The following is a 20,507-nucleotide window of genomic DNA, read 5'->3' as shown; positions in this document are numbered from 1 at the left end:
GCGAAAAATGCACGCGTTGAGAACCGCTTGTCACAAAAATCCTGTTGTGGTCCTGCGCTGGGCTCGTCTACGACTGGCGGCGAAAGTTTAGGACATTTTTTCAACGTGATTAGTCGGTCGCTTTATTTCGGCTCGCGGGCGCGGCGGGCCATGCATGACATTCTCGGCGGCGGTGCGGCCAGCGTGCTCGGCATCACCTTCGGCCTGTCCTATGCGCTGCTGATCTTCGCCGGCCCATTGTCGCCCTATCTGTCATACGGCGTCGCGGCGACCTTCATCTCCTCGGCGGTGCTCGCGACCCTGATCGCGCTCGGCAGCTCGCTGCCGTTCGCGGTCGCAGGACCCGACACCTCCACCGCGGCGGTGACGGGAATTTTGATGGCCTCGCTGGTCGAGCGCATCACTGCCGTCAATCCGACGGCGCCGCTGCTTGCGCCGGTGCTGATCACGCTGGGGCTCGCGACCATCGTCACCGGCATCGTGCTGTGCTGCCTCGGCCTGACGCGGTTCGGCCGCGCCATCCGCTACGTGCCATATCCCGTGGTCGGCGGGTTCCTCGGGGCGACCGGCCTATTGATCGTGCTCGGCGCAATCAGGGTGATCACGGGTTATCCCGTGCAGCTGAGCACCCTGTTCCACTTCACCAATATGATCACGATCTCCGAGCTGAGCGCCGCCTGCGCCATGGCGCTGGTGCTGTATCTGACCTGGCACCGCTCGCGCACCCCGTTCGGCCTGCCGATCATCCTGGTCGGCGGCGTGATCGTGGCGCATCTCACCTTCTGGATCATCGGTCTCACGCCCGAGGAAGCGCACCTGACCGGCTGGACCTTCGAGCCGCCGCCGGCATCGACCTTCATGCTGCCGTGGCACGCAGCCGAGCTTGCGCAATATCCGTGGTCGGCGGTGCCGGACCTGCTCGGCAACATGATCGCGGTCATCTTCGTCACCGCGGCGAGCACGCTGTTCAACACCACCGGAATCGAAGTCGCGGTGCATCGCGAGGCCAATCTGGAGCGCGAGCTCAACATCACCGGCTTCGCCAACATCCTGACCGGCGCGCTGGCCGGCTATGCCGGCTGCATCTCGGTCAGCCGCTCGATCCTGAATTTCTCCAGCGGCGGCCGCGGCCGGCTGTCCGGGCTGACGGTCGCGGCGATCTCGCTCTTGATGCTGGCCGTGGCGCCGCAGCTGCTCGGCTACATGCCGAAATTCGTGCTCGGCGGGCTGTTGATCTATCTCGGCGCCGACCAGCTGCACAAATGGATGATCGAGTCGCGCAAGCGGCTGTCGAAGACCGAGTATGTCTCGCTGCTTGCGATCGTCGTCATCATCGTGGCTTGGGGCTTCGTGCCCGGCATCCTGATCGGAATCATCATCGGCTGCGCCACGTTTGCGTTGAGCGCGGCGCGGGTAGAGGCGATCAAATACGGCTTTGACGGCTCGGAATATCGCAGCTCGCTGGATCGCTCGCGCGACGACCGCGAGGTGCTGTCGGCCCATGGCGGCAAGATTCAGGGACTGACCCTGCAAAGCTATCTGTTTTTCGGCTCCGCCAACCGGCTCTACCAGCACGTCAAGGCGCTGCTGCGCGAGCAGGCGGAGTGCCGCTATTTGCTGTTCGACTTCAAGCTCGTCACCGGCGTCGATTCGTCGGCGGCCTACAGCTTTGCGCAGATCAAGCGCAGCGCGCACGAGGTCGGCGTCGAGCTGGTGCTGGTGCATCTGTCGGCGAAGGCGGAGCAGGTGCTGCGCGCCAGCGACTTCATCACCGATGATGTCGCCGTGATCGACGAGCTCGATCACGCGCTGGAATGGTGCGAGAACCAGATCATTGCCCAGCACCAGGAGCTGGCGCAGGAAGAGGCCGATCTGCGCGGCTGGTTCGCCGGCATGCTCGACAGCGAGAACGATGCCGACGAACTGATCCGGCGCTGCCAGCGCATCGAGGTCGACGCCGGCGACGTCATCGTGCACGCCGGCGACGCCGCCGATTCCATGCACTTCATCCTCGACGGCCGTGTCGGCATCATGGTGCCCGCCGAGGACGGCCGTACCACGCGGGTGCGCAGCCTCGGCCGTTACACCACGATCGGCGAGATGGGCCTCGTCGCACACACCCCGCGCAGCGCGACCATCCAGGCCGAGATGGCGAGCGTGCTCTATGTGCTGAATACCCACCAGTTCGCGGCACTCCGCGACGAGGACCCCGAGCTCAGCCAGAAGCTGCTGACCTATTTCGTTTCCGTGATGGCGGAGCGGCTGACCTTCGCCAACCGCACGATCGCCGTGCTGCGGCGTTAAAGCAGGCCTCGGCTCTCGCTGGCCTGAAGTTCGTCCATCAGCGCCTTGTCGTCATAGCGTGCGAGCGAGAGGCTGCGGGCGAAACCAGGCACCGGCGCGCCGGCGACGGCGCGGGCACAGAGGTCGCCGGTGGCGCAGGCGCCCATCGTGCCATAGCCCGACAGCGCGGTGGCGAGGAACACGCCCGGCGTCTTCGCAGCGCCGATCAGCGGCCAGTTTTCCTTCGTCATCGGATAGTAGCCGCCATAATGCACGCGGTCGCGCGGCAGCGCGCCGAGATACTGCGCGAGCTTTGGCTGTAGCCGGCTCGCCGCGCGCAGCACGACTTCCGGGAAATAAGGGTTCAGCTCCGGCTCGCGGACCGGTGCCGTAGTCTGCTCTTCGTTGAAGGCCCAACCGAGCTTGATCCATTCGCCGTGATCGCCGCCGTCAGGCCGGCAATGGATGCTGCCCGGCATCGGCGCCAGCAGGCGCGAAAATTCCGGCGCCGCTGAAAGCGCCTCGCGCTCGTCGTTGGACCAGGCCAGCGTCTGACCGTCGAGATCGATCGCAAACGGCATCTTGCGATCGACCGCGCGGTTTCGGTCGGCGAACGCGATCTTTTGCTGCAGCATGTTGACGATCGGCAGCTCTTCGCCATGCATCGCCGCGACCTGCGCGGCGAACGGCCCAGCGGCGTTGACGATGATGTCGGCCTTGATGGTCTGTCGCGAGCCATTGGCCAGCACATCGACGATGAAGCGGTCGGCCTTCGCGATGCCGAGCACTTTGGCCTGCTGAAATTGCGCGCCTGATGGCCGCATGGTCTCCAGCATGTACTGGCCAAGCTGCTGGCCGCTGATGTCGCCGGCCCTGCGGATATGCAGCGCGGTCGAGACCTCCGGATCGAATGTCGGGTAATGCGCCCTGATCAGGTCGCGCCCGAGCAGGACGTCGACGCCATCGGGCGCGCCCTGCCAGTCGGCCGAATCCGGCGGCGCGTAGCCGCGGCCAGCGCCCTCATGCAGGCGGATCAGCTTTGCGGCCTGCGCGCCGTAGCCGGCGTGGATTTGCCGCAGCAATTCCTCCGGCTTTGCCTCGCGCGTGACCAGAAGATAACCGCGCCGCGTCATGTGGATGCGGTTGTCGCTGCGGCGCGCGATCTCCTCCATCAGGTCGGTGGAATGATTGGTGAAGTCGGCCATCGTCGGATGCGGCCACCAGTTGCGGTAGTTCTCGCCCGACTGTGCCGAGGTCAGCGCCATCGGCTGGCCCTCGTCGACGACGAGCAGGCGCGACCGCCTGTGTTGCACGGCGAGGTAATAGGCCGTGGCGATGCCGACGATGCCCGCACCGATCACCAGGATTTCGACGTCATTGGTCTTCACGCAGAATCTCCGATCGGCCCGCAACGGAGCCAGCGATTGTTCAAACTGTCCTACGGCGATCCGATCGGGCGTTCGGGGCCGACATCGCGCAACGCCTGGCGCTGCGCCGAGCGCAGTGTCTTCTGCGTCTCCTCGATGTGATCGCGCAGCAGGCGGACCGCCTTCTTGATCTCGCCGTCGCGGCAGAACTCGAGCAGACGGTAATGCTCGCGCTGCGGCCGCTCCTTGCCGGTCGCCTGGGAGACCAGCGCCCGCGTGAAGCGGCCGACATGGCCGTAATTCGCCTCGATCATCGAAAGCAGGCGCGGCCGGTTGCACGGCGCGTAGAGCGTGGCGTGGAATTTCCAGTTGAAGGCGCCCCATTGCGCCGGATCGGGTTCGGCGTCGTAGGCGCGGAGGATCTTCGTCGCCGCCTCGAGATCGATCTCGCCCATCGCGGGGATCGCCAGTCGCAACGCGTGGCATTCAAGTGCGATGCGAATCTCGAGCAGCTCGATCACCTCGTCGATCGATAGATCCGAGACGACGGCGCCGCGATTCGGCAGGAAGGTGACGAAACCCTCGGCTTCGAGCTGGCGCAGCGCCTCACGCACCGGGATGCGGCTGGTCCCGAACCGTGCGGCGAGCTCGTCCTGACGCAGTTGGGCGCCGGGCGCGAGCTCGCCCGAGCTGATCGCAGCCCGCAGCGCCTCGCGGACGGCGTCGGGCGCCGAACCGTGGGCTCCGGCCCCGCGATGGCTGGTGGCGGTGACTGGTTCCATCCGGCTTCTCTCTTCCTCGGTGCCACAGGATATCCGATCGAGTTCAGATTGTATAAAATCGATTTGCCGATTATGCAATCCTGTGTATAAAATCTTGGTCTATTGTATCCAGTCCCGCCGATGTTCGCGAGAACCAGATGAGCCAAACCGCCAAGCAATTGATTTGCATAGCCTTTCTTGCGGCGACCGGATCCGCGCCGGCGCTGGCCCAATCGCCTGGTGACACCCTGGCCAAGATCCGCGATGCCGGTGAAATCCGGCTCGGGCACCGCGACGTCTCGGTCCCCTTTTCCTATCTCGACGACAATCAGAAGCCGGTCGGCTTTGCGATGGACCTCTGCGCGCGGATCGTCGATGCGGTGAAGGCCGAGCTCAAGCTGCCCGCGCTACAGACCAGGCTGCAGCCGATCCAACTCTCTACCCAGATACCTCTCATCGAAAACGGCACCATCGACATCGTCTGCGGCCCCGCGACCAATACGCTGGAGCGGCAGAAGGTGGTCGCCTTCAGCGACACGATCTTCGTGTCGAGCATCCGCGCCGTCGTGCAGAAGGACGCGCCGATCAAGACCTTCGAGGATCTCGGCGGCCGGCCGGTCTCGCTGACCTCGGGCTCGACCTCGATCGGGCTGCTGAGCGCGCGTGCGCAGGAGAAGAACTTTCAGACCAAGAACATCCTGACGGCGGACCATGCCGCGTCGTTCCTTGCGCTGACCACCGGGCGCAGCGAGGCGTTCGTGATGGACGACATTCTGCTGGCGAGCCTGATCGCGGGCAGCCGCAACCCGGCGGACTGGCGCATCATCGACGACAGCCTGCGCACCGAGCCCTACGGGCTGATCATCCGCAAGGGCGATCCGGAGTTCAAGGCGCTGGTCGACAACACGCTGGTCGCCATGATGAAGAGCAACGAATTCCAGGAGCTCTACGCAAAATGGTTCACGCGGCCGATTCCGCCGAAGAACGTGAACCTGAATTTCCCGATGACGGCGCCGCTGAAGGACGCCGTCGCGAATCCGAACGACAAGGGCGTGTGAGGGGCCATCGCCAACGCGGCGGTGGATCGGCAGCAGGGCTTCACCTCTCCCTTGGGTGAGGTGAAGCGAGCCGCGTGGCCAAAACGATTCAATTCATCATGCCCTAGAAGTCGACGGTCATGGACAGCCACAGCGTCCGCGGCATGCCGCTGATCACATAGCCGGTCGGATTGCCGATCCAGTAGTGCTTGTCGAACAGATTGGTCAGCTGTGCCCTGAACGTGGTCGGACGCCCCGCGAGCGTCGTCGCGTAGCGCGCACCGATGTCGAAGGTCGCCCAGTCGGGGACGCTCTGGGTGTTGTCGGCGCTGACATAGGCCCGGCTGGTGTAAATCGCACGCGCCGTCGCGGTGAGGCCGGGCACGAAAGGGGTATCCCATTCGACGCCGAGATTGCCTTGCAGACCGGGCGCGCCGATCGCGTGATTGCCGTCGTAGAGGTGGCCTTGTGTCTGGGTGAGCCGGGCATCGAGCCAGGTCACGCCGCCGAGCACGCGGACGCCGGGCGCGACCTCGCCAAAGGTGTTGAGCTCGATGCCGCGATTCCTCTGCTGGCCGTCGAGGCTGTAGATCTTGGTGATCGGATCGATCACGCCGCTCGGTTGGCTGATCTGGAACGCCGCAAGGCTCGCGCCGAAGCCGCCGAGATCCAGCTTGGTGCCGACCTCGACTTGCCGCGTCTTGAACGGCGCAAACACCGCATTGGTATTGACCGCGCCGGAGGGCGGCGTCGGCCCGGGCGACAGGCCTTCGATGTAGTTCGCATAGAACGACAGCTGCTTGATCGGCCTGACCACGAGGGCGATCGACGGCGATGTCGCGCTCTGATCGTAGTGCGTCGTCTCGAGGCCGGTGACCGGAGCGAAGCTGTTTGCGATCACCTGCTGCTGCCGCGCGCCAACGATCAGTTGCAGCATCCCGCCCATCGTCGTGAGCGTGTCGGCGACGCCGACGCTGCGCAGCCCGAGGAAGCCGGACTTGCCCTCCGCGAACGTCGAGACCGGCGTGCCGGGCGTCGCCAGCAAGGTCGGGCTGTAGATGTTGGTAAGATAGGTCCCGTAATTGGTCTGGCCGAGCCAATCGGTCCGGTTCTGCGCGCTGCCGCTGACCACGACCTCATGACCGATTGGGCCGGTGTCGAAGCGCGCACGCACCCCCGCCTCGCCCGAGAAGGCTTCCGATTTGCCGGTCTGGAAGCGGGACGTGCCCAACGCATCGCCCGCCGTGTCGAGGATCGTCGCGCCCGGGTCTTCCCGCTTGTCGTAGCGGAATTCATTGCCGCCGATCGCGCCGAACATCGTGACGTTGTTGCTCAGATCGTATTCCGCACGGGTCAGCCCGGTCAGACTGCGCGACCGCGCATAGTCGAATGGCTGCGCCAGGTTGATGCGTGGATCGGGTGCGTTCGGCATGGCGATGCCGGGCACCGGCGTATAGCCGCGCTGGGCGGCCTTCATCCAGTCATCCTGCGAGATGATGTCGGCAGACCAGCGGAAGCGCTCGCCGTGGTAATCCACGCCGAGCGAGCCGACGCCGTTGCGCACCGACTGACGGTCGATCGCGGTGTTGCCACCGTCGATCCCGCCATTGAAGCGAACGCCCCACTCCTTTTGCTCGCCGTAGCGCCGCGCGAGATCGAGCTCGGTGCCGAAACGTCCATCCGAGATATAGCCCGCGGTGAGGCGGGTGAGGTCTTCCGTGGCCCGCTTGGTCACGACGTTGACCGTGCCGCCGATGCTGCCTTGCGGAGCCATGCCATTGAGAAAGGCAGCCGGTCCCTTCAGCAGCTCGATGCGCTCGATCGGAGCCGGATTGACGCGATAGGCCGGAACAAGGCCATAAAGTCCGTTCAAGGCGATTTCGCTGTTCTCGATCCGGAAACCGCGGATGGTCAGCGCGTCATAACGGTTGCTGCTGCCGATCGCGGCACGCACCGAAGGATCGGAGTTTGTCAGCACTTCCGCAACGCTGGTCGCCTGCTGATCCCTGATCGTCTGCTCCGTGTAGCTCGTCTGGCTGTACGGCGTGTCCATATAGTCCTTGTTGCCGAGCAGGCCGAGTTGCCCGCCGCGCGCGACCTGGCCGCCGATATAAGGCACGGGCAACGCCGCCTGCCGCGTACCGGCCGTCGGCGTGGCTGCTTGTGCCGGCGCGTGCTGCCGCTGGCTCGCTTGATGCGCTGCCGACGAGCGCGCCGGCCGCGACGATGACGACCTCCGAACCGGCGTCGAGCGATGCTGAGGCGCGGTTACGACAACAGGGGGAAGTGGAGCAACGTTGCTCACAGGTGCTTGCTGCGGCGACTGAGCAAACGAGGGAACCGCGGATAGGACGAGAGACGCGCACGCGAGCCGGAATGCGCGCGGAGCGTTTGAACTGACGAGCATGAGTTCCCCGGAGTCTTTTTGGTTTCGTTTCGAACACATCGTCAGAGTTCGAGCGCGACGACCGGGGCATAAACAGCACGCGCTGTGACGCCAACTAGAACGCATCTAAGCAACAGCGATGCAGCGCGCCGCGCGAGACTGCGTCGATGCGGCAGATTACGCGTTTCGGATATTGTTTACCGTAGGCTGCGCGTTGTTGCGGGCTGCTGACAGCGCTTTTGAGATTAGAGAGATTCTCGATGCGACCGCCGTCGCGATCGGAGCGACACATCAGTGGTCGCGGTGAATTGTCGCAGACTGCTGAGCGTCGGCAGACCGAGCCATCGACAAGCGTACGTGACACAGCAAAAAGCCCGGCCCTGATTCAATCAGGACCGGGCTCGAGCAAGCAGGCAATGACGGCGATCAGACGCCGGCCATCATCACGTATTTGATCTCGACATACTCATCCATGCCGTGGCGCGAGCCTTCGCGGCCGAGGCCCGATTCCTTGACGCCGCCGAACGGTGCGACCTCGGTCGTGATCAGGCCGGAGTTGACGCCGACCATGCCGGACTCCAGCGCCTCCGCGACACGCCAGACGCGGCCGATGTCACGCGAATAGAAGTACGAGGCCAGCCCGAATGGTGAAGCGTTACACATCGCGATCACGTCGGCCTCTTCCTTGAAGCGGATCACCGGTGCGAGCGGACCGAAGGTTTCCTCCCGCGCGACCAGCGCATCGGGTTTCACATCCGACAGCACGGTCGGCTCGAAGAAGCTGCGGCCGAGCGCGGAGCGCTTGCCGCCGGTCACGATCTTGGCGCCGCCCTTTACGGCATCGGCAATGTGCCGCTCGACCTTCTCGATCGCCTTCATGTTGATCAGCGGCCCCTGGGTCACGCCCTGCTCGGTGCCGTCGCCGATCTTCATCTCCGCGACCTTCTTCGACAGCTTCTCGACGAACTGGTCGTAGACCTTGTCCTGGGCATAGAGGCGGTTGGCGCAGACGCAGGTCTGGCCCATGTTGCGGTACTTCGAGACGATGGCGCCTTCGACCGCCGCATCGATATCGGCATCGTCGAACACGATGAAAGGCGCGTTACCGCCGAGCTCGAGGCCGAGCTTCTTCACGCCAACCGACGCCTGCTGGTAGAGGATCTTGCCGACGTTGGTCGAGCCGGTGAAGCCGACGAAGCGCACCGCCGGATGCTCGCACAGCACCTTGCCGATCGGCGGCGCGTCACCGGTGATGATGTTGAACACGCCCTTCGGCACGCCGGCCTTCTCGGCCAGCGCCGCGAGCGCAAGCGCCGACAGCGGCGTCTCGTTGGCGGGCTTCAGCACCACGGTGCAGCCCGCCGCCAGCGCCGGCGACACCTTGCGGGTGATCATCGAGTTCGGGAAATTCCACGGCGTGATGGCGCCGCAAACGCCGACCGGCTGCCGGATCGCAAGCAGGCGCGCATCCGCACGCTGGGTCGGAATCGTCTCGCCATAGACGCGGCGGGCTTCTTCGGCGAAGAACTCGACATAGGCGGCGCCGATATCGACTTCGCCGAGCGCTTCCGCCAACGGCTTGCCCTGCTCGGAGGTCAGGATCAGCGCGAGATCCTCGCGGTTGGCGATGATCAGGTCGAACCATTTGCGCAAAATGTTGGAACGCTGCTTGGCGGTGAGCTTGGCCCAGGCGGGAAACGCGCGCTCGGCCGCCTCGACGGCCTTGGTCGCATCGTCGGCGCCCAACTGCGGGATCTTGATCAGCTCGACGCCGGTCGCCGGATTGTTGACGGCGAATTCGGGCGTGCCGACCCAGGCGCCGTCGATGTAGCAGCGGTCGCGCAGCAGCGACGGGTCCTTCAAGCGGCTTTGCAGGGACGATGCTGCGGGTTGCGTGGCGCGTGCGGCAACGGGCGGGGTCATGGCGTTACTCCTGGAATTTCTTGGGAGGGTATTCGCCGCCTATATAGTCGGAAAGCCGCCGCGGTGCACCGGCGCCGGGCGCGACCCTGCTTCAAGCAATATTGGGGGCTGGCGCGCGATTGCCGCTCAGACCGCCCCGCCGGACATGTAGGCTTCACGCCGGCCGATCATGCGCTCGGCTGCGGCCTTGGCATCCGCCTTGGTCGAGGTCGCGCAGGTCCGGTATTCGAGGTCGGCCTCGGCCCGCGCATCGCGGCGGCCGAACCAGGATCTCGCGCCGGTCTGCAGCAGCGCCAGCGCCTGCGCGACATTGTCGACTGCCTCGAATGAGTGCAGTGCGCCGGTACCCGCGTAGCGGACTTCGTAAAGACCTGGGCTGATCGGCGCCTCGATATTCTCGCCGCGGCCCGGCCGCGGATAGCGCTTCCATTCACTCCATGTCGAAATCATTGCTGCGTCCCCGCAAGGCGCGAAATGACGATGCTTTTCGTCAAATTCGTCCCAATCCGCCGCACGGTTTATGCAGCGATCTGAATGCGTTAATGCAAAAAAACAGGTACGAAAATCAATCTGCCGATCACGTTACCGTGGCCGCCCTCTTGGGTCACCGGGACTTGCGCGGAGTCCACCGCAAAATCTGCGCGCGTGGTGAACACCTTCTGAGCCAGGCCGTTCCTGCGCAGCCCAGCCTTCACGACATCGCGACACCAACGCGCCGCACCCGCCTTGCGGGAGCGGAAAAGCGGGAGGATGATCCGCCCACTTCAAAACAATAAACCCCACCGGAGGAAGCCCCCTATGCAAAGCAAGGCCCAGATCGATCAGGTATTGCGTCAGAAGAGCGAGGCAAAGGAGATTCCCGGCGTGGTCGCCATCGCGGCCACCGGCAAGGACGTGATCTACCAAGGCGCGTTCGGCAAGCGCGACCTCTCCAAGAGCGATCCGATGACGGCGGACAGCGTGTTCTGGATCGCCTCGATGACCAAGGCGGTGACCTCTGCCGGCGCGATGCAGCTGGTCGAGCAGGGCAAGCTGTCGCTCGATGAGCCGATCGGCAAGCTGTTGCCCGACCTCGCCGCGCCGCAGGTGCTCGAGGGCTTCGATGCCAAAGGCGAGCCGAAATTGCGCCCGGCCAAGACCCCGATCACGCTGCGCAAGCTCATGACCCATACCGCCGGCTTCTGCTACGACCTGTGGAACGCCGACATGGGGAAATACATGGAGAAGACCGGCACGCCCGGGATCATCTCCTGCCTGAATGCCGCGCTGAAGACGCCGCTCGCGAGCGATCCGGGCACGCGCTGGGAATACGGCATCAATATCGACTTCGTCGGCAAGGCCGTGGAAGCAGCATCGGGCAAGAAGCTCGATGCGTATTTGCGTGACAACATGTTCGCGCCGCTCGGCATGAGCGACACCGGCTTCAAGATCTCGGACGACATGCGCAAGCGGCTGGTCGGCATGCACGCGCGGGGCGAGGACGGAGCGCTGGCGGCGATGCCGTTCGAGCTCGAGCAGAATCCTGAATTCCACATGGGTGGCGGCGGCCTCTATTCGACCGCCGCCGACTACATCAAGTTCTGCCAGATGATCCTCAACAAGGGCAAAGGCAACGGCAACCAGCTGTTGAAGCCCGAGACCGTCGCGGCCATGGGGCAGAACCAGATGGGCGATCTCAGCGTCAGCAAGATGACCACGGCAGCGCCGCCGTACACCAACGATGTCGACCTCTATCCGGACCAGGTGAAGAAGTGGGGACTGAGCTTCCTGATCAACACCGCCAAGACGCCGGAAGGCCGCAGCCCCAACAGCCTCGCCTGGGCGGGCCTCGCCAACACCTACTACTGGATCGATCCTTCGCGCGACGTCTGCGGCGTGATCCTGACCCAGCTGCTGCCGTTCGCCGACAAGCACAGCCTGGAGGCCTTCGCGGGCTTCGAGAAGGGCATCTATGCCGGCCTCGATGCCGGCAGCGGACAGCGAGCGGCCTGAGGTTCCAACGCGAACAGCGACTGCGATGGCAGCCTAACTCCCTCTCCCCGTTCTTACGGGAGAGGGTTGGGGTGAGGGGCTGCTTCCTCGTCGGCGGTTACAGTCGAGCTCGCGGAGACTCCCCCTCACCCGGATCGCATCTTCGATGCGATCCGACCTCTCCCCGCACGCGGGGCGAGGTGAAGCGGAGACCGCTGTTCCATCTCGTCCCTTCATCCCTCCCCTCGCGGGGAGGGATTTTTCATACCCGCCATAGGTCGGGCCTGTCCCATCGTCGCCAAACGACTAAGATTGCGCAAAAAAGTGCGACACGAACACGCCCACGAGGAGGACCAGCTTGGCACCCACACCCAAGGCAGACAGCTATGTCTGCGGCATATCAGATACGCCGCTGCTCGGCGAAACCATCGGCCGCAGCCTCGATCGCGCACGCGCGCGCTGGGGCGACCGCGAGGCGCTGGTGTCGCCCAGCCACCATGTGCGCTGGAGCTGGAACGAGTTCGCCGCGCGCGTCGAGGCGCTTGCGGCGGGCTTCCTCGCGCTCGGCCTGCAACGCGGCGAGCGGATCGGCATCTGGTCGCTGAACCGGCCGGAATGGACACTGACGCAATTCGCCGCCGCGAAAGCCGGACTGATCCTCGTCACCATCAACCCGGCGTATCGCTTGAGCGAGCTCGAATTCGCGCTGCGTAAGGTCGGCTGCGCCGCGATCGTGACCGCGACTGCATTCAAGACGTCGGCCTATATGGAGATGATCAACACGTTGCTGCCCGAGCTTGCGAGCGCCGAGCCCGGTCAATTGCGATCGGCGCGGCTGCCGCAACTGCGCGCCGTGATCCAGATCGACGGACCGGCAGCGCCGGGCACGATACCGTTCGATGCGGTGTCTCAGATGGGCGGCGAGCGCCATCGCGAGCAACTCGCGGCGCTCGGCGACAGCCTGCAATTCGACGATCCGGTCAACATCCAATTCACCAGCGGCACCACCGGCTCGCCGAAGGGCGTGACGCTGACCCATCACAACATCCTCAACAACGGCTATTTCACCGGCCGCGCCATGCGCCTGACCGAACAGGACCGCATCTGCATCCCGGTGCCGCTCTATCACTGCTTCGGCATGGTGATGGGCAACCTCGCTTCGGTCACGCTCGGCACCACCATGGTATATCCCGGCGAAGGCTTTGATCCCTTGGCGACGCTGACCACGGTCGCGCAGGAGAAATGCACAACGCTGTACGGCGTGCCGACCATGTTCATCGCCGAGCTCGACCATCCGGAATTTTCGCGCTTCGATCTGTCCTCGCTGCGCACCGGCATCATGGCCGGCGCGCCCTGCCCGATCGAGGTGATGAAGCGCGTCAACACCGAGATGAACATGCGCGAGGTGACGATCGCCTACGGCATGACCGAGACCAGCCCGGTGAGCTTCCAGAGTGCGACCGACGATCCGCTGGAGCGCCGCGTCTCCACCGTCGGCCGCATCCATCCGCATGTCGAGGTCAAGGTGGTCGATCTCGACGGCAAGGTGGTGCCGCGCGGCGAACGCGGCGAGCTCTGCACCCGCGGCTACAGCATCATGCTCGGCTATTGGGACGAGAAGGAAAAGACGTCTGATGTGCTCGACGCCAATGGCTGGATGCACACCGGCGATCTCGCCGTGATCGACGATGAGGGCTATTGCAACATCGTCGGCCGCATCAAGGACATGGTGATCCGCGGCGGCGAGAACCTTTATCCGCGCGAGATCGAGGAATTCCTCTACCGCCATCCCAAGATCCAGGACGTGCAGATCTTCGGCGTCGCCGACAGCCGCTATGGCGAGGAGTTGTGCGCCTGGGTGAGAGTCCGCCAAGGCGAGACGCTGACCGCGGACGAGGTCCGCGCCTTCTGCCAGGGCCAGATAGCCCACAACAAGATCCCGCGCTATGTCGAGTTCGTCGAGGAATTCCCGATGACGGTGACCGGCAAGATCCAGAAGTTCGTGATGCGCGACGCGGTCGAGAAGCGGCTGGGATTGAAGGCGGCGAAGACGGCGTGAGCTTTGCTCCCCCTCTCCCCGTTCTTACGGGGTGAGGGCTGACTTCGCCGGGGCGCAATGTCAAAATATCGAAAACAACCCCATGCAAAGTAGCCAACGGCTGCCAGTGTTCGACACGACGACTTGACATGTCGGGCAACTCAGCGGCATTATTCCATTATTCCGAAATCACGCGGCGTACATCGCCCGGACTATCTGGCGCTTGCCATCTGCCCTCGTGGGTAAGCAATACTCGCTCCACCACCTATTACATTGAAATATCAACGGAATTCCGGCCGGAAGAATTCGCCGGCCGAGTGAGATTAGGCAAAGTGCCGACTACCTGCGACGCAACCGCCGCTTGAGCTTGGTGGCAAACCGTATAACTTTGCGGATATGGGGGTCGCCAGCAATTTCAGCTTTCTTGCCGCGCAGGATGAACGTCTTGCGCGCCTGGGTGCCCTTGCCGAACGGTATTTTTTCGACGATGCGCCGTCGACCCTGATCAAACTGCGGCAGCTTGCCGAGTTCATCGCAAAGGACGTGGCGGCTCGCCACGGGCTTTTGCCAACAAGCTCCGCGACATTCGATGAAGTGTTGCGCAGCTTGAAAGTCAGGTCTGTCCTACCACGCGAGGTCGCAGACCTTTTCTTCCATATCAAGCGGTTGGGCAATGCAGCAGTCCACGAGAACGCTGGTACTACGGCCCAGGCGCTCTCCGCGCTGAAGATTGCGCGCGCAGCCGCGATCTGGTTCCATCAAAGCTACGGTGGAGTTCCCGGCTTCAAGCCGGGGCCTTTCGTGCCGCCGGCCGCGCCCGTCGACGCGACAAAGGCGCTGAAAGCGGACATTGAGGAGCTTCGCAAGCAGGCGCGCATCAGCTCGGACAATGAAGCCAAGGCACTCTTGGCCTACCAAGAGTCCGAGACCGCTCGCCTTGAGGCGTTATCAACGGCTGAAGCTCATCAGAAGGAACGCGAATTCTGGGAGAAATATGCGGCTGAAACGGAAGCCGGTCTTCGGAAGACCGAAGCGGCTCTCAAGGCCGCCCAAGCCACCGCCGAAGCCACCTCGCCGCTGCAACTTGATCTGCTGACCCAGCTTGCCAACAAGCAGGCAGAGAAGGTCGAACTGGACGAAGCGACAACCCGCATCCTGATCGACGATCAGCTTCGCGCAGCCGGATGGATTGTCGACAGCAGCAAGCTTCGCTATTCGGCCGGGACACGGCCGCAGCCTGAACAGTCGATTGCAATCTCCGAATGGCCCACCGAGAGCGGTCCTGTGGACTACGCTCTTTTCATCGAGGGGCGCTGTGTCGGCGTCATCGAGGCCAAGCGCGGCGTCAAGGATGTTCCGGGTCGGCTCGGGCAGGCAAAGCGCTACGCACGAGACATCAAGCTGACGCCTGACGAAACCGGCTTTGGTGGCCCGTGGATTCAGGGCCTGGATCAGTTCCGTGTACCGTTCCTGTTTGTGACCAACGGCCGTCCCTATGTGAAGCAACTCGCGACCAAGTCCGGTATCTGGTTTTGGGATGCGCGGCCTACTGGCGGGGCGCCTCGCGCGCTTTCCGAGTGGTTTTCGCCGCGCGATCTGTCGGAGCGGCTCGATCAAGAGACCGGCGAGCTGCGCGAAATTGCCGACCGCGAACTGGGCGTCACTGGTTTGCGGCCATACCAGGATGAAGCCATCTCCGCGGTTGAAACGGCGATCTCGGCTGGCCAAAGGCACATCCTCCTCGCGATGGCGACAGGCACCGGCAAGACCCGCTTGGCCATCGCGCTGATGTACGAGCTTCTTCGCCGTAAGCGGTTCCGCAGAATCCTGTTTCTCGTTGATCGCAACGCGCTCGGCCGCCAGACCCTCGATGCGATGAGCACAACGGATACCGCAGGCTTCCTGAAGTTCGATCAGGTATTCCCTGTCGCCGACCTCGCCCGCAAGTTTCCGGAGGCGACCGATCGGGTCCAGGTGGCTACGGTCCAGGCCATGATCCGGCGCATCTTCGACGATCCGGACACGAGCCGACCAACGCCCGGCACCTACGATCTCATCATCGTTGACGAGGCACACAGAGGCTACACGCTCGATGCCGAGTTGCGCGAGGATGATCTCGGCTTTCGCAACCTCGATGACTACCTGTCAGCCTACCGGCGGGTGCTCGACTATTTCGACGCGACGCAGATCGCGTTGACCGCGACCCCGGCACTGCACACCCGAGAAATCTTCGGCGCCCCGGTGTTTCGCTATGGCTACAGGCAGGCGGTCATCGATGGATATCTGATTGATCATCGGCCGCCGCGTCGCATCACAACGGCACTGAGCCAGACCGGCATCAGTTTCGAGCAGGGAGAAGAGGTCAATATCATTGACCCGCGCACCGGGCAGGTTGATTTGTTCAACCTGGAGGACCAGGTCGATTTCGAAGTCGCCGAGTTCAACAAGAAAGTCTACACCCACGCGTTCAATCGCGCGGTGGCTGACGCCGTCGCACGGGAATGCCCTCCGATGGAGCGCGGCAAGACGCTGCTGTTCGCCGCGCGCGATGATCATGCCGACATTCTGGTGGAGGAACTGCGCGCGGCTCTGATCGAGGAATATGGCACGCAGCCGCATGACCTGGTCGAGAAGATCACCGGCTCGGTCGACAAGCCGCTCGATCGTATCAAAGCCTTCAAGAACGACCCTCGCCCGAAGTATGTCGTGACGGTCGACCTGCTCACCACCGGTATCGACGTGCCGGCGATCACCAACCTCGTCTTCGTCCGCCGGGTCAACAGCCGCATCCTCTATGACCAGATGATCGGCCGCGCCACACGCCGCTGCGACGAAATCGGGAAAGAGTATTTCCGCATATTCGACGCAGTCGATATCTACGCTAATCTTCAGGACGTCACGGACATGCGGCCCGTGGTCGTCGACCCAGCCCTGTCGTTTGCCACGCTCGTAGGCGACCTCCAACGTGCGTCGACGGATGAAGATCGCGCTTTCGTCCGAGACCAGATCGTCGTCAAGCTGCGCCAGCGCATCAAGCATATCGACAGCTCCCGGCGCGAGGCGCTGGAGACCGTGCTCGGGCCGTTGATAGACCTTGCGGACAAGCTCAAGGCTACGCCACCCGCGGAAACACTCGCCCTGTTTCAACAACATCCGTTGCTGGCGTCGGTTCTCGATGCTGCCAATCCGGCGCGGAAGGGCGATGGCGTTTATATCTCGGAACATGAGGACGAACTGGTCGGCGTCGAGGACAATTACGGCGGCAATGCAAGCCCAGGCGACTACATCGAGAGCTTTGAGACCTTTGTGCGCGCCAACATGAACGCGGCGCCGGCATTGATTGCAGCGACCCAGCGGCCGCGCGAACTGACCCGCAAGGAACTGAAAGCGCTCGCTGTGCTGCTCGACGAGAACGGATTCTCGGAGGCCAGCTTACGGCAGGCCTACGGCCGCGCCCGTAACGCCGACATCGCGGCCCACATCATCGGTTTCGTGCGCCAGGCGGCGATGGGCGATCCGCTGGTGCCATATGCGACGCGGGTCGAGAACGGCGTGCAACAAATCATTGCCAGCCGAAACTGGACCTCCAAGCAGCGACAATGGCTCACTCGCATCGGTCGTGCCCTCAAGGAACAGCCCGTTGGTGATCCCGAAATCCTTGCCGATCCCCTGTTTGCACAGGCTGGCGGCTTCGAATCGGTGGACCGCGAGTTCGATCATGGATTAGGTGACGTGCTGAAAGATCTCAATTCCGCGATCTGGGATCATCCCGCTGCATAGGCCAGAGAATCAATGAATCCATCAATCGATCTCGTCAATCGCCTGTGGCGGCTCTGCGCATTGCTGCGCAAAGACGGCGTCACCTACCAGCAATACGTCACCGAACTGACTTACCTGCTGTTCCTGAAAATGGCCTCTGAGCAGAAAGATGAGAGCCGTATTCCCGAACAATATCGCTGGGCCGCGCTCAAGTCGGCCAGCGAGACCGAGGTGCTGCAACGCTATCGGCAGGCGCTGATCGACCTCGGCGACGGCACCAAGATCGCCGACCGCTCGGTGGTGGCGATCTTCCAGAATGCCGCCACCATCGTCCGCGAACCGGCCAATTTGCGCAAGCTGATCGACGCTATCGACGGACTGCACTGGTTCAGCGAAGAGCGCGACGCCTTCGGTGACACCTATGAGGGCCTGTTGCAGAAGATGGCCGAGGAGACCAAACGCGGCGCCGGCCAGTATTTCACGCCGCGCGTGCTGATCGACGTCATGGTTCGTCTGATGCAGCCAAAGGCTGGGGAAGTGCTTCAGGACCCGGCCGCCGGCACAGGTGGCTTCCTGATCGCGGCCGACCGCGCCATGCGGGCGGCGACCGACGACTATTTCGAGCTTTCACCCAAGCAGCAGACGTTCCAACTGCAATCGGCGCTGCGCGGCCTCGAGAATGTGCAGGACACCTTCCGCCTGCTGCTAATGAACCTGCATCTGCACAAGGTCGATCCGGACCACCTTGATCTTGCCGACACGCTCTCGCCGAGCGGCGCGCAGCCCAAGTTCAAAGATGCCGATCTGATCCTGACCAATCCGCCATTCGGACCAGCCGGTGGCCCGCCGACTCGCGACGACCTGACCATCACCGATCGGGTTTCGTCCTATCAACTGCCGTTCGTCGAGCATTGCATTCGCGCGCTCAAATTGGGCGGTCGCGCCGCGGTCGTCGTGCCTGACAACGTGCTGTTCGATGATGGGCGCGGAAAGCAGCTGCGCCAGCGGCTGATGAACTGGTGCGACCTGCACACCATCCTGCGGCTGCCGACGGGAATTTTTTACGCCCAGGGGGTGAAGACCAACGTTCTGTTCTTCACCCGCGCCGAGGAAGAGGCTCCGGCTGAGGATGCCACTAAGGCGGTCTGGATCTATGACATGCGCTCCAATGCGCCCGCCTATGGCAAGACCAATCCGCTTAAGCCGTCGGATTTTGAGGATTTTGTGCGGGCCTTTGGTAGCGATCCGCGGGGGCGCGCGAAAAGGAGAGACGAGGGCGAGACCGGCCGGTTTCGTTGCTTCGCACGGGAGGACATTGCTGCTCGCGGCGATAGCCTCGACGTTACTTGGCTCAGGGATATCGATGGAGACCTTGAGGACGGATTGAAAACCCCTCAAGACATCGCTGCAGCGATTGAGCTTCACCTCTCATCGGCACTAGAGGAAGTCCGTGCGCTCGTTGAGGAGCTCGAAGTTGTGACGGCCGCTTCTGCGGTCGAGGAAGCGGCGGAATGACTATCGAACGATGGTCCATCCCAAATCGATGGGTCTGGTGCACCGCCGCTGATGTCGCAAGGATCGTTGGCGGAGGCACACCCTCGACGAAGGTCCCGGAGAATTTCTCTAACAACGGAATCGCATGGATAGGCCCAGCCGATCTAACAAACTATCGAAAGACCTATATTGGCCGCGGTAGGCGCGATCTTTCCGAGAGAGGCTACGCTAATTCGGGGGCAACTTTGCTTCCGGCCGGCGCCGTCTTGTTCTCGTCGAGGGCGCCAATCGGCTACTGCGCGATTGCGGCGAACCCAATCTGCACTAATCAAGGCTTTAAGAGTTGGGTCTGCGAGAATGGTGTAAGCCCTGAGTTTGTGCGCCACTACTTACTTGCTTCGACGGATTACGCGGACAGTTTAGCCAGCGGGACAACGTTTCGTGAGGTATCGACCAAACGCGTCGAATCCATGGCGTTTCCACTGCCCCCCACAACCGAGCAGCTTCGCATCGTAGCCAAGATAGACGGACTGACGGCGCGCCTCGCCCGCGCTCGCGCGGAGCTGGATCGCAGTTCAGCGCTGGCCGCGCAACTGCGAAAGCAGTCCGTGTGCCGCGCCTTTGATGGGTCTCTTACAGCCGATTGGCGTATGGTGAGGGACGATTCTGGAATAGTCACGGACGATGCACTGGATCAAGCCTACCGGATTGAGGCAGGTTCGCCCCGCAGGAAACCTCCAAGCGAAATCGATTGGCGCCCTCGCTTCAATGTCCCGCCCTCGTGGCGCTGGGTTTCAATTGATCGGGTCGTCGCTCAAGTCCAATACGGATCATCGGCCAAGACAACATCCGACTCGAGCGGTGTTCCAGTTCTGCGGATGGGGAACATCCAGCAAGGAAAGCTCGATCGCACCGATCTGAAGTACCTCCCCAGAGATCATCACGAGTTTCCTGATCTTTTGCTCAAGCAAGGCGATGTGCTGTTCAATCGAACGAACAGCTTTGAGCTCGTGGGCAAAGCGGCTGTTTGTGGGGACTTGAACAAGCCGACGTCGTTTGCTTCCTACCTGATAAGGATTCGACCTTCTGGCATATTGCCTGAATTACTCTCCGCATATCTGAATTCGCCGTTCGCGCGGTCGTGGATCGAACGCGTGGCAAGCCAACAGGTTGGTCAGGCAAACGTCAATGGATCGAAGCTCAAGGCGCTGGGCATTCCGCTTCCACCATTCGATGAACAGGCCGAGATACTGCAACGCCTAAGCAACGTGTTCGCCCACGCCGATCGTCTCGAAGCCGAAGCTTCGCGTGTCCGCGTGCTCCTCGATCGGCTGGAAGCCTCCATCTTTACCAAGGCGTTCAGTGGTGAGTTGATGCCCCAGGACCCCAACGACGAACCGGCGAGCGTCCTGCTGGACAGAATTCGGGCCCAGCGGGCGTCTACGCCGAAGACCAAAGGCAGGCGGAAACGCGCAGTAGCGGTCTGAG

At 63.1% G+C, this 20,507-nt stretch carries 13 protein-coding genes; 8 read left to right on the top strand and 5 right to left on the bottom strand.

Going from position 1 to position 20,507, the window contains the following annotated elements:
- Nucleotides 1–150: 150 nt before the first annotated feature.
- Nucleotides 151–2,304 (top strand): SLC26A/SulP transporter family protein, encoded by a 2,154-nt coding sequence (locus BI327_RS24365; RefSeq protein ID WP_083742213.1) that lies wholly within the window; start codon nucleotides 151–153, stop codon nucleotides 2,302–2,304.
- Here BI327_RS24365 and BI327_RS24360 read toward each other — a convergent pair.
- Together BI327_RS24360 and BI327_RS24355 are read right to left on the bottom strand one after the other, a co-directional pair.
- Nucleotides 2,301–3,671: an NAD(P)/FAD-dependent oxidoreductase gene (locus BI327_RS24360; protein WP_076863694.1), complete on the bottom strand. Its 1,371-nt coding sequence runs from the start codon at nucleotides 3,669–3,671 to the stop codon at nucleotides 2,301–2,303. The two genes, BI327_RS24365 and BI327_RS24360, sit on opposite strands and share 4 nt — an antisense overlap.
- 50 nt (nucleotides 3,672–3,721) lie before the next feature.
- The gene (locus BI327_RS24355) at nucleotides 3,722–4,432 is read right to left on the bottom strand and encodes a GntR family transcriptional regulator (protein ID WP_076863692.1); all 711 of its coding nucleotides are present in this window, start codon (nucleotides 4,430–4,432) and stop codon (nucleotides 3,722–3,724) included.
- 137 nt (nucleotides 4,433–4,569) lie between these two features.
- On the opposite strand from BI327_RS24355, the gene BI327_RS24350 reads away from it, so the two are divergent.
- Complete coding sequence (locus tag BI327_RS24350; RefSeq protein WP_076863691.1) at nucleotides 4,570–5,469, top strand: amino acid ABC transporter substrate-binding protein; 900 nt, start codon at nucleotides 4,570–4,572, stop codon at nucleotides 5,467–5,469.
- Nucleotides 5,470–5,572: 103 nt separating this feature from the next.
- On the opposite strand, the gene BI327_RS24345 is transcribed toward BI327_RS24350, so the two are convergent.
- The 3 genes from BI327_RS24345 to BI327_RS24335 form a co-directional block, all read right to left on the bottom strand.
- Nucleotides 5,573–7,567, bottom strand: coding sequence for a TonB-dependent receptor (locus BI327_RS24345; RefSeq protein ID WP_245334946.1), 1,995 nt, complete (start codon nucleotides 7,565–7,567; stop codon nucleotides 5,573–5,575).
- Between the two features lie 693 nt (nucleotides 7,568–8,260).
- Nucleotides 8,261–9,757 (bottom strand): NAD-dependent succinate-semialdehyde dehydrogenase, encoded by a 1,497-nt coding sequence (locus BI327_RS24340; protein WP_076863687.1) that lies wholly within the window; start codon nucleotides 9,755–9,757, stop codon nucleotides 8,261–8,263.
- Between the two features lie 126 nt (nucleotides 9,758–9,883).
- On the bottom strand, nucleotides 9,884–10,207 hold the full coding sequence (locus BI327_RS24335; RefSeq protein ID WP_076863686.1) for a hypothetical protein: 324 nt from the start codon (nucleotides 10,205–10,207) through the stop codon (nucleotides 9,884–9,886).
- On the opposite strand from BI327_RS24335, the gene BI327_RS41840 reads away from it, so the two are divergent.
- The 6 genes from BI327_RS41840 (at nucleotide 10,195) to BI327_RS24310 (ending at nucleotide 20,506) form a co-directional block, all read left to right on the top strand.
- Nucleotides 10,195–10,533 (top strand): hypothetical protein, encoded by a 339-nt coding sequence (locus BI327_RS41840; protein WP_143271681.1) that lies wholly within the window; start codon nucleotides 10,195–10,197, stop codon nucleotides 10,531–10,533. The genes BI327_RS24335 and BI327_RS41840 overlap by 13 nt on opposite strands.
- A 22-nt stretch (nucleotides 10,534–10,555) precedes the next feature.
- On the top strand, nucleotides 10,556–11,749 hold the full coding sequence (locus BI327_RS24330; protein WP_076863684.1) for a serine hydrolase domain-containing protein: 1,194 nt from the start codon (nucleotides 10,556–10,558) through the stop codon (nucleotides 11,747–11,749).
- A gap of 337 nt (nucleotides 11,750–12,086) precedes the next feature.
- Entirely contained in the window at nucleotides 12,087–13,787 is a 1,701-nt protein-coding gene (locus BI327_RS24325) for an AMP-binding protein (protein WP_076863682.1), read from the top strand.
- A gap of 375 nt (nucleotides 13,788–14,162) precedes the next feature.
- Complete coding sequence (hsdR, locus tag BI327_RS24320) at nucleotides 14,163–17,546, top strand: type I restriction-modification system endonuclease (RefSeq protein WP_076863680.1); 3,384 nt, start codon at nucleotides 14,163–14,165, stop codon at nucleotides 17,544–17,546.
- A 12-nt stretch (nucleotides 17,547–17,558) separates the two neighbouring features.
- Complete coding sequence (locus tag BI327_RS24315) at nucleotides 17,559–19,040, top strand: class I SAM-dependent DNA methyltransferase (RefSeq protein ID WP_076863678.1); 1,482 nt, start codon at nucleotides 17,559–17,561, stop codon at nucleotides 19,038–19,040.
- Nucleotides 19,037–20,506: a restriction endonuclease subunit S gene (locus tag BI327_RS24310; protein WP_076863676.1), complete on the top strand. Its 1,470-nt coding sequence runs from the start codon at nucleotides 19,037–19,039 to the stop codon at nucleotides 20,504–20,506. Before BI327_RS24315 ends, BI327_RS24310 begins: the two co-directional genes overlap by 4 nt.
- Nucleotide 20,507: the final 1 nt, after the last annotated feature.

The organism is Bradyrhizobium mercantei, assembly GCF_001982635.1.
In the GTDB taxonomy this organism is placed as follows: domain Bacteria; phylum Pseudomonadota; class Alphaproteobacteria; order Rhizobiales; family Xanthobacteraceae; genus Bradyrhizobium; species Bradyrhizobium mercantei.
This window is presented reverse-complemented; position numbering and strand designations above follow the sequence as displayed.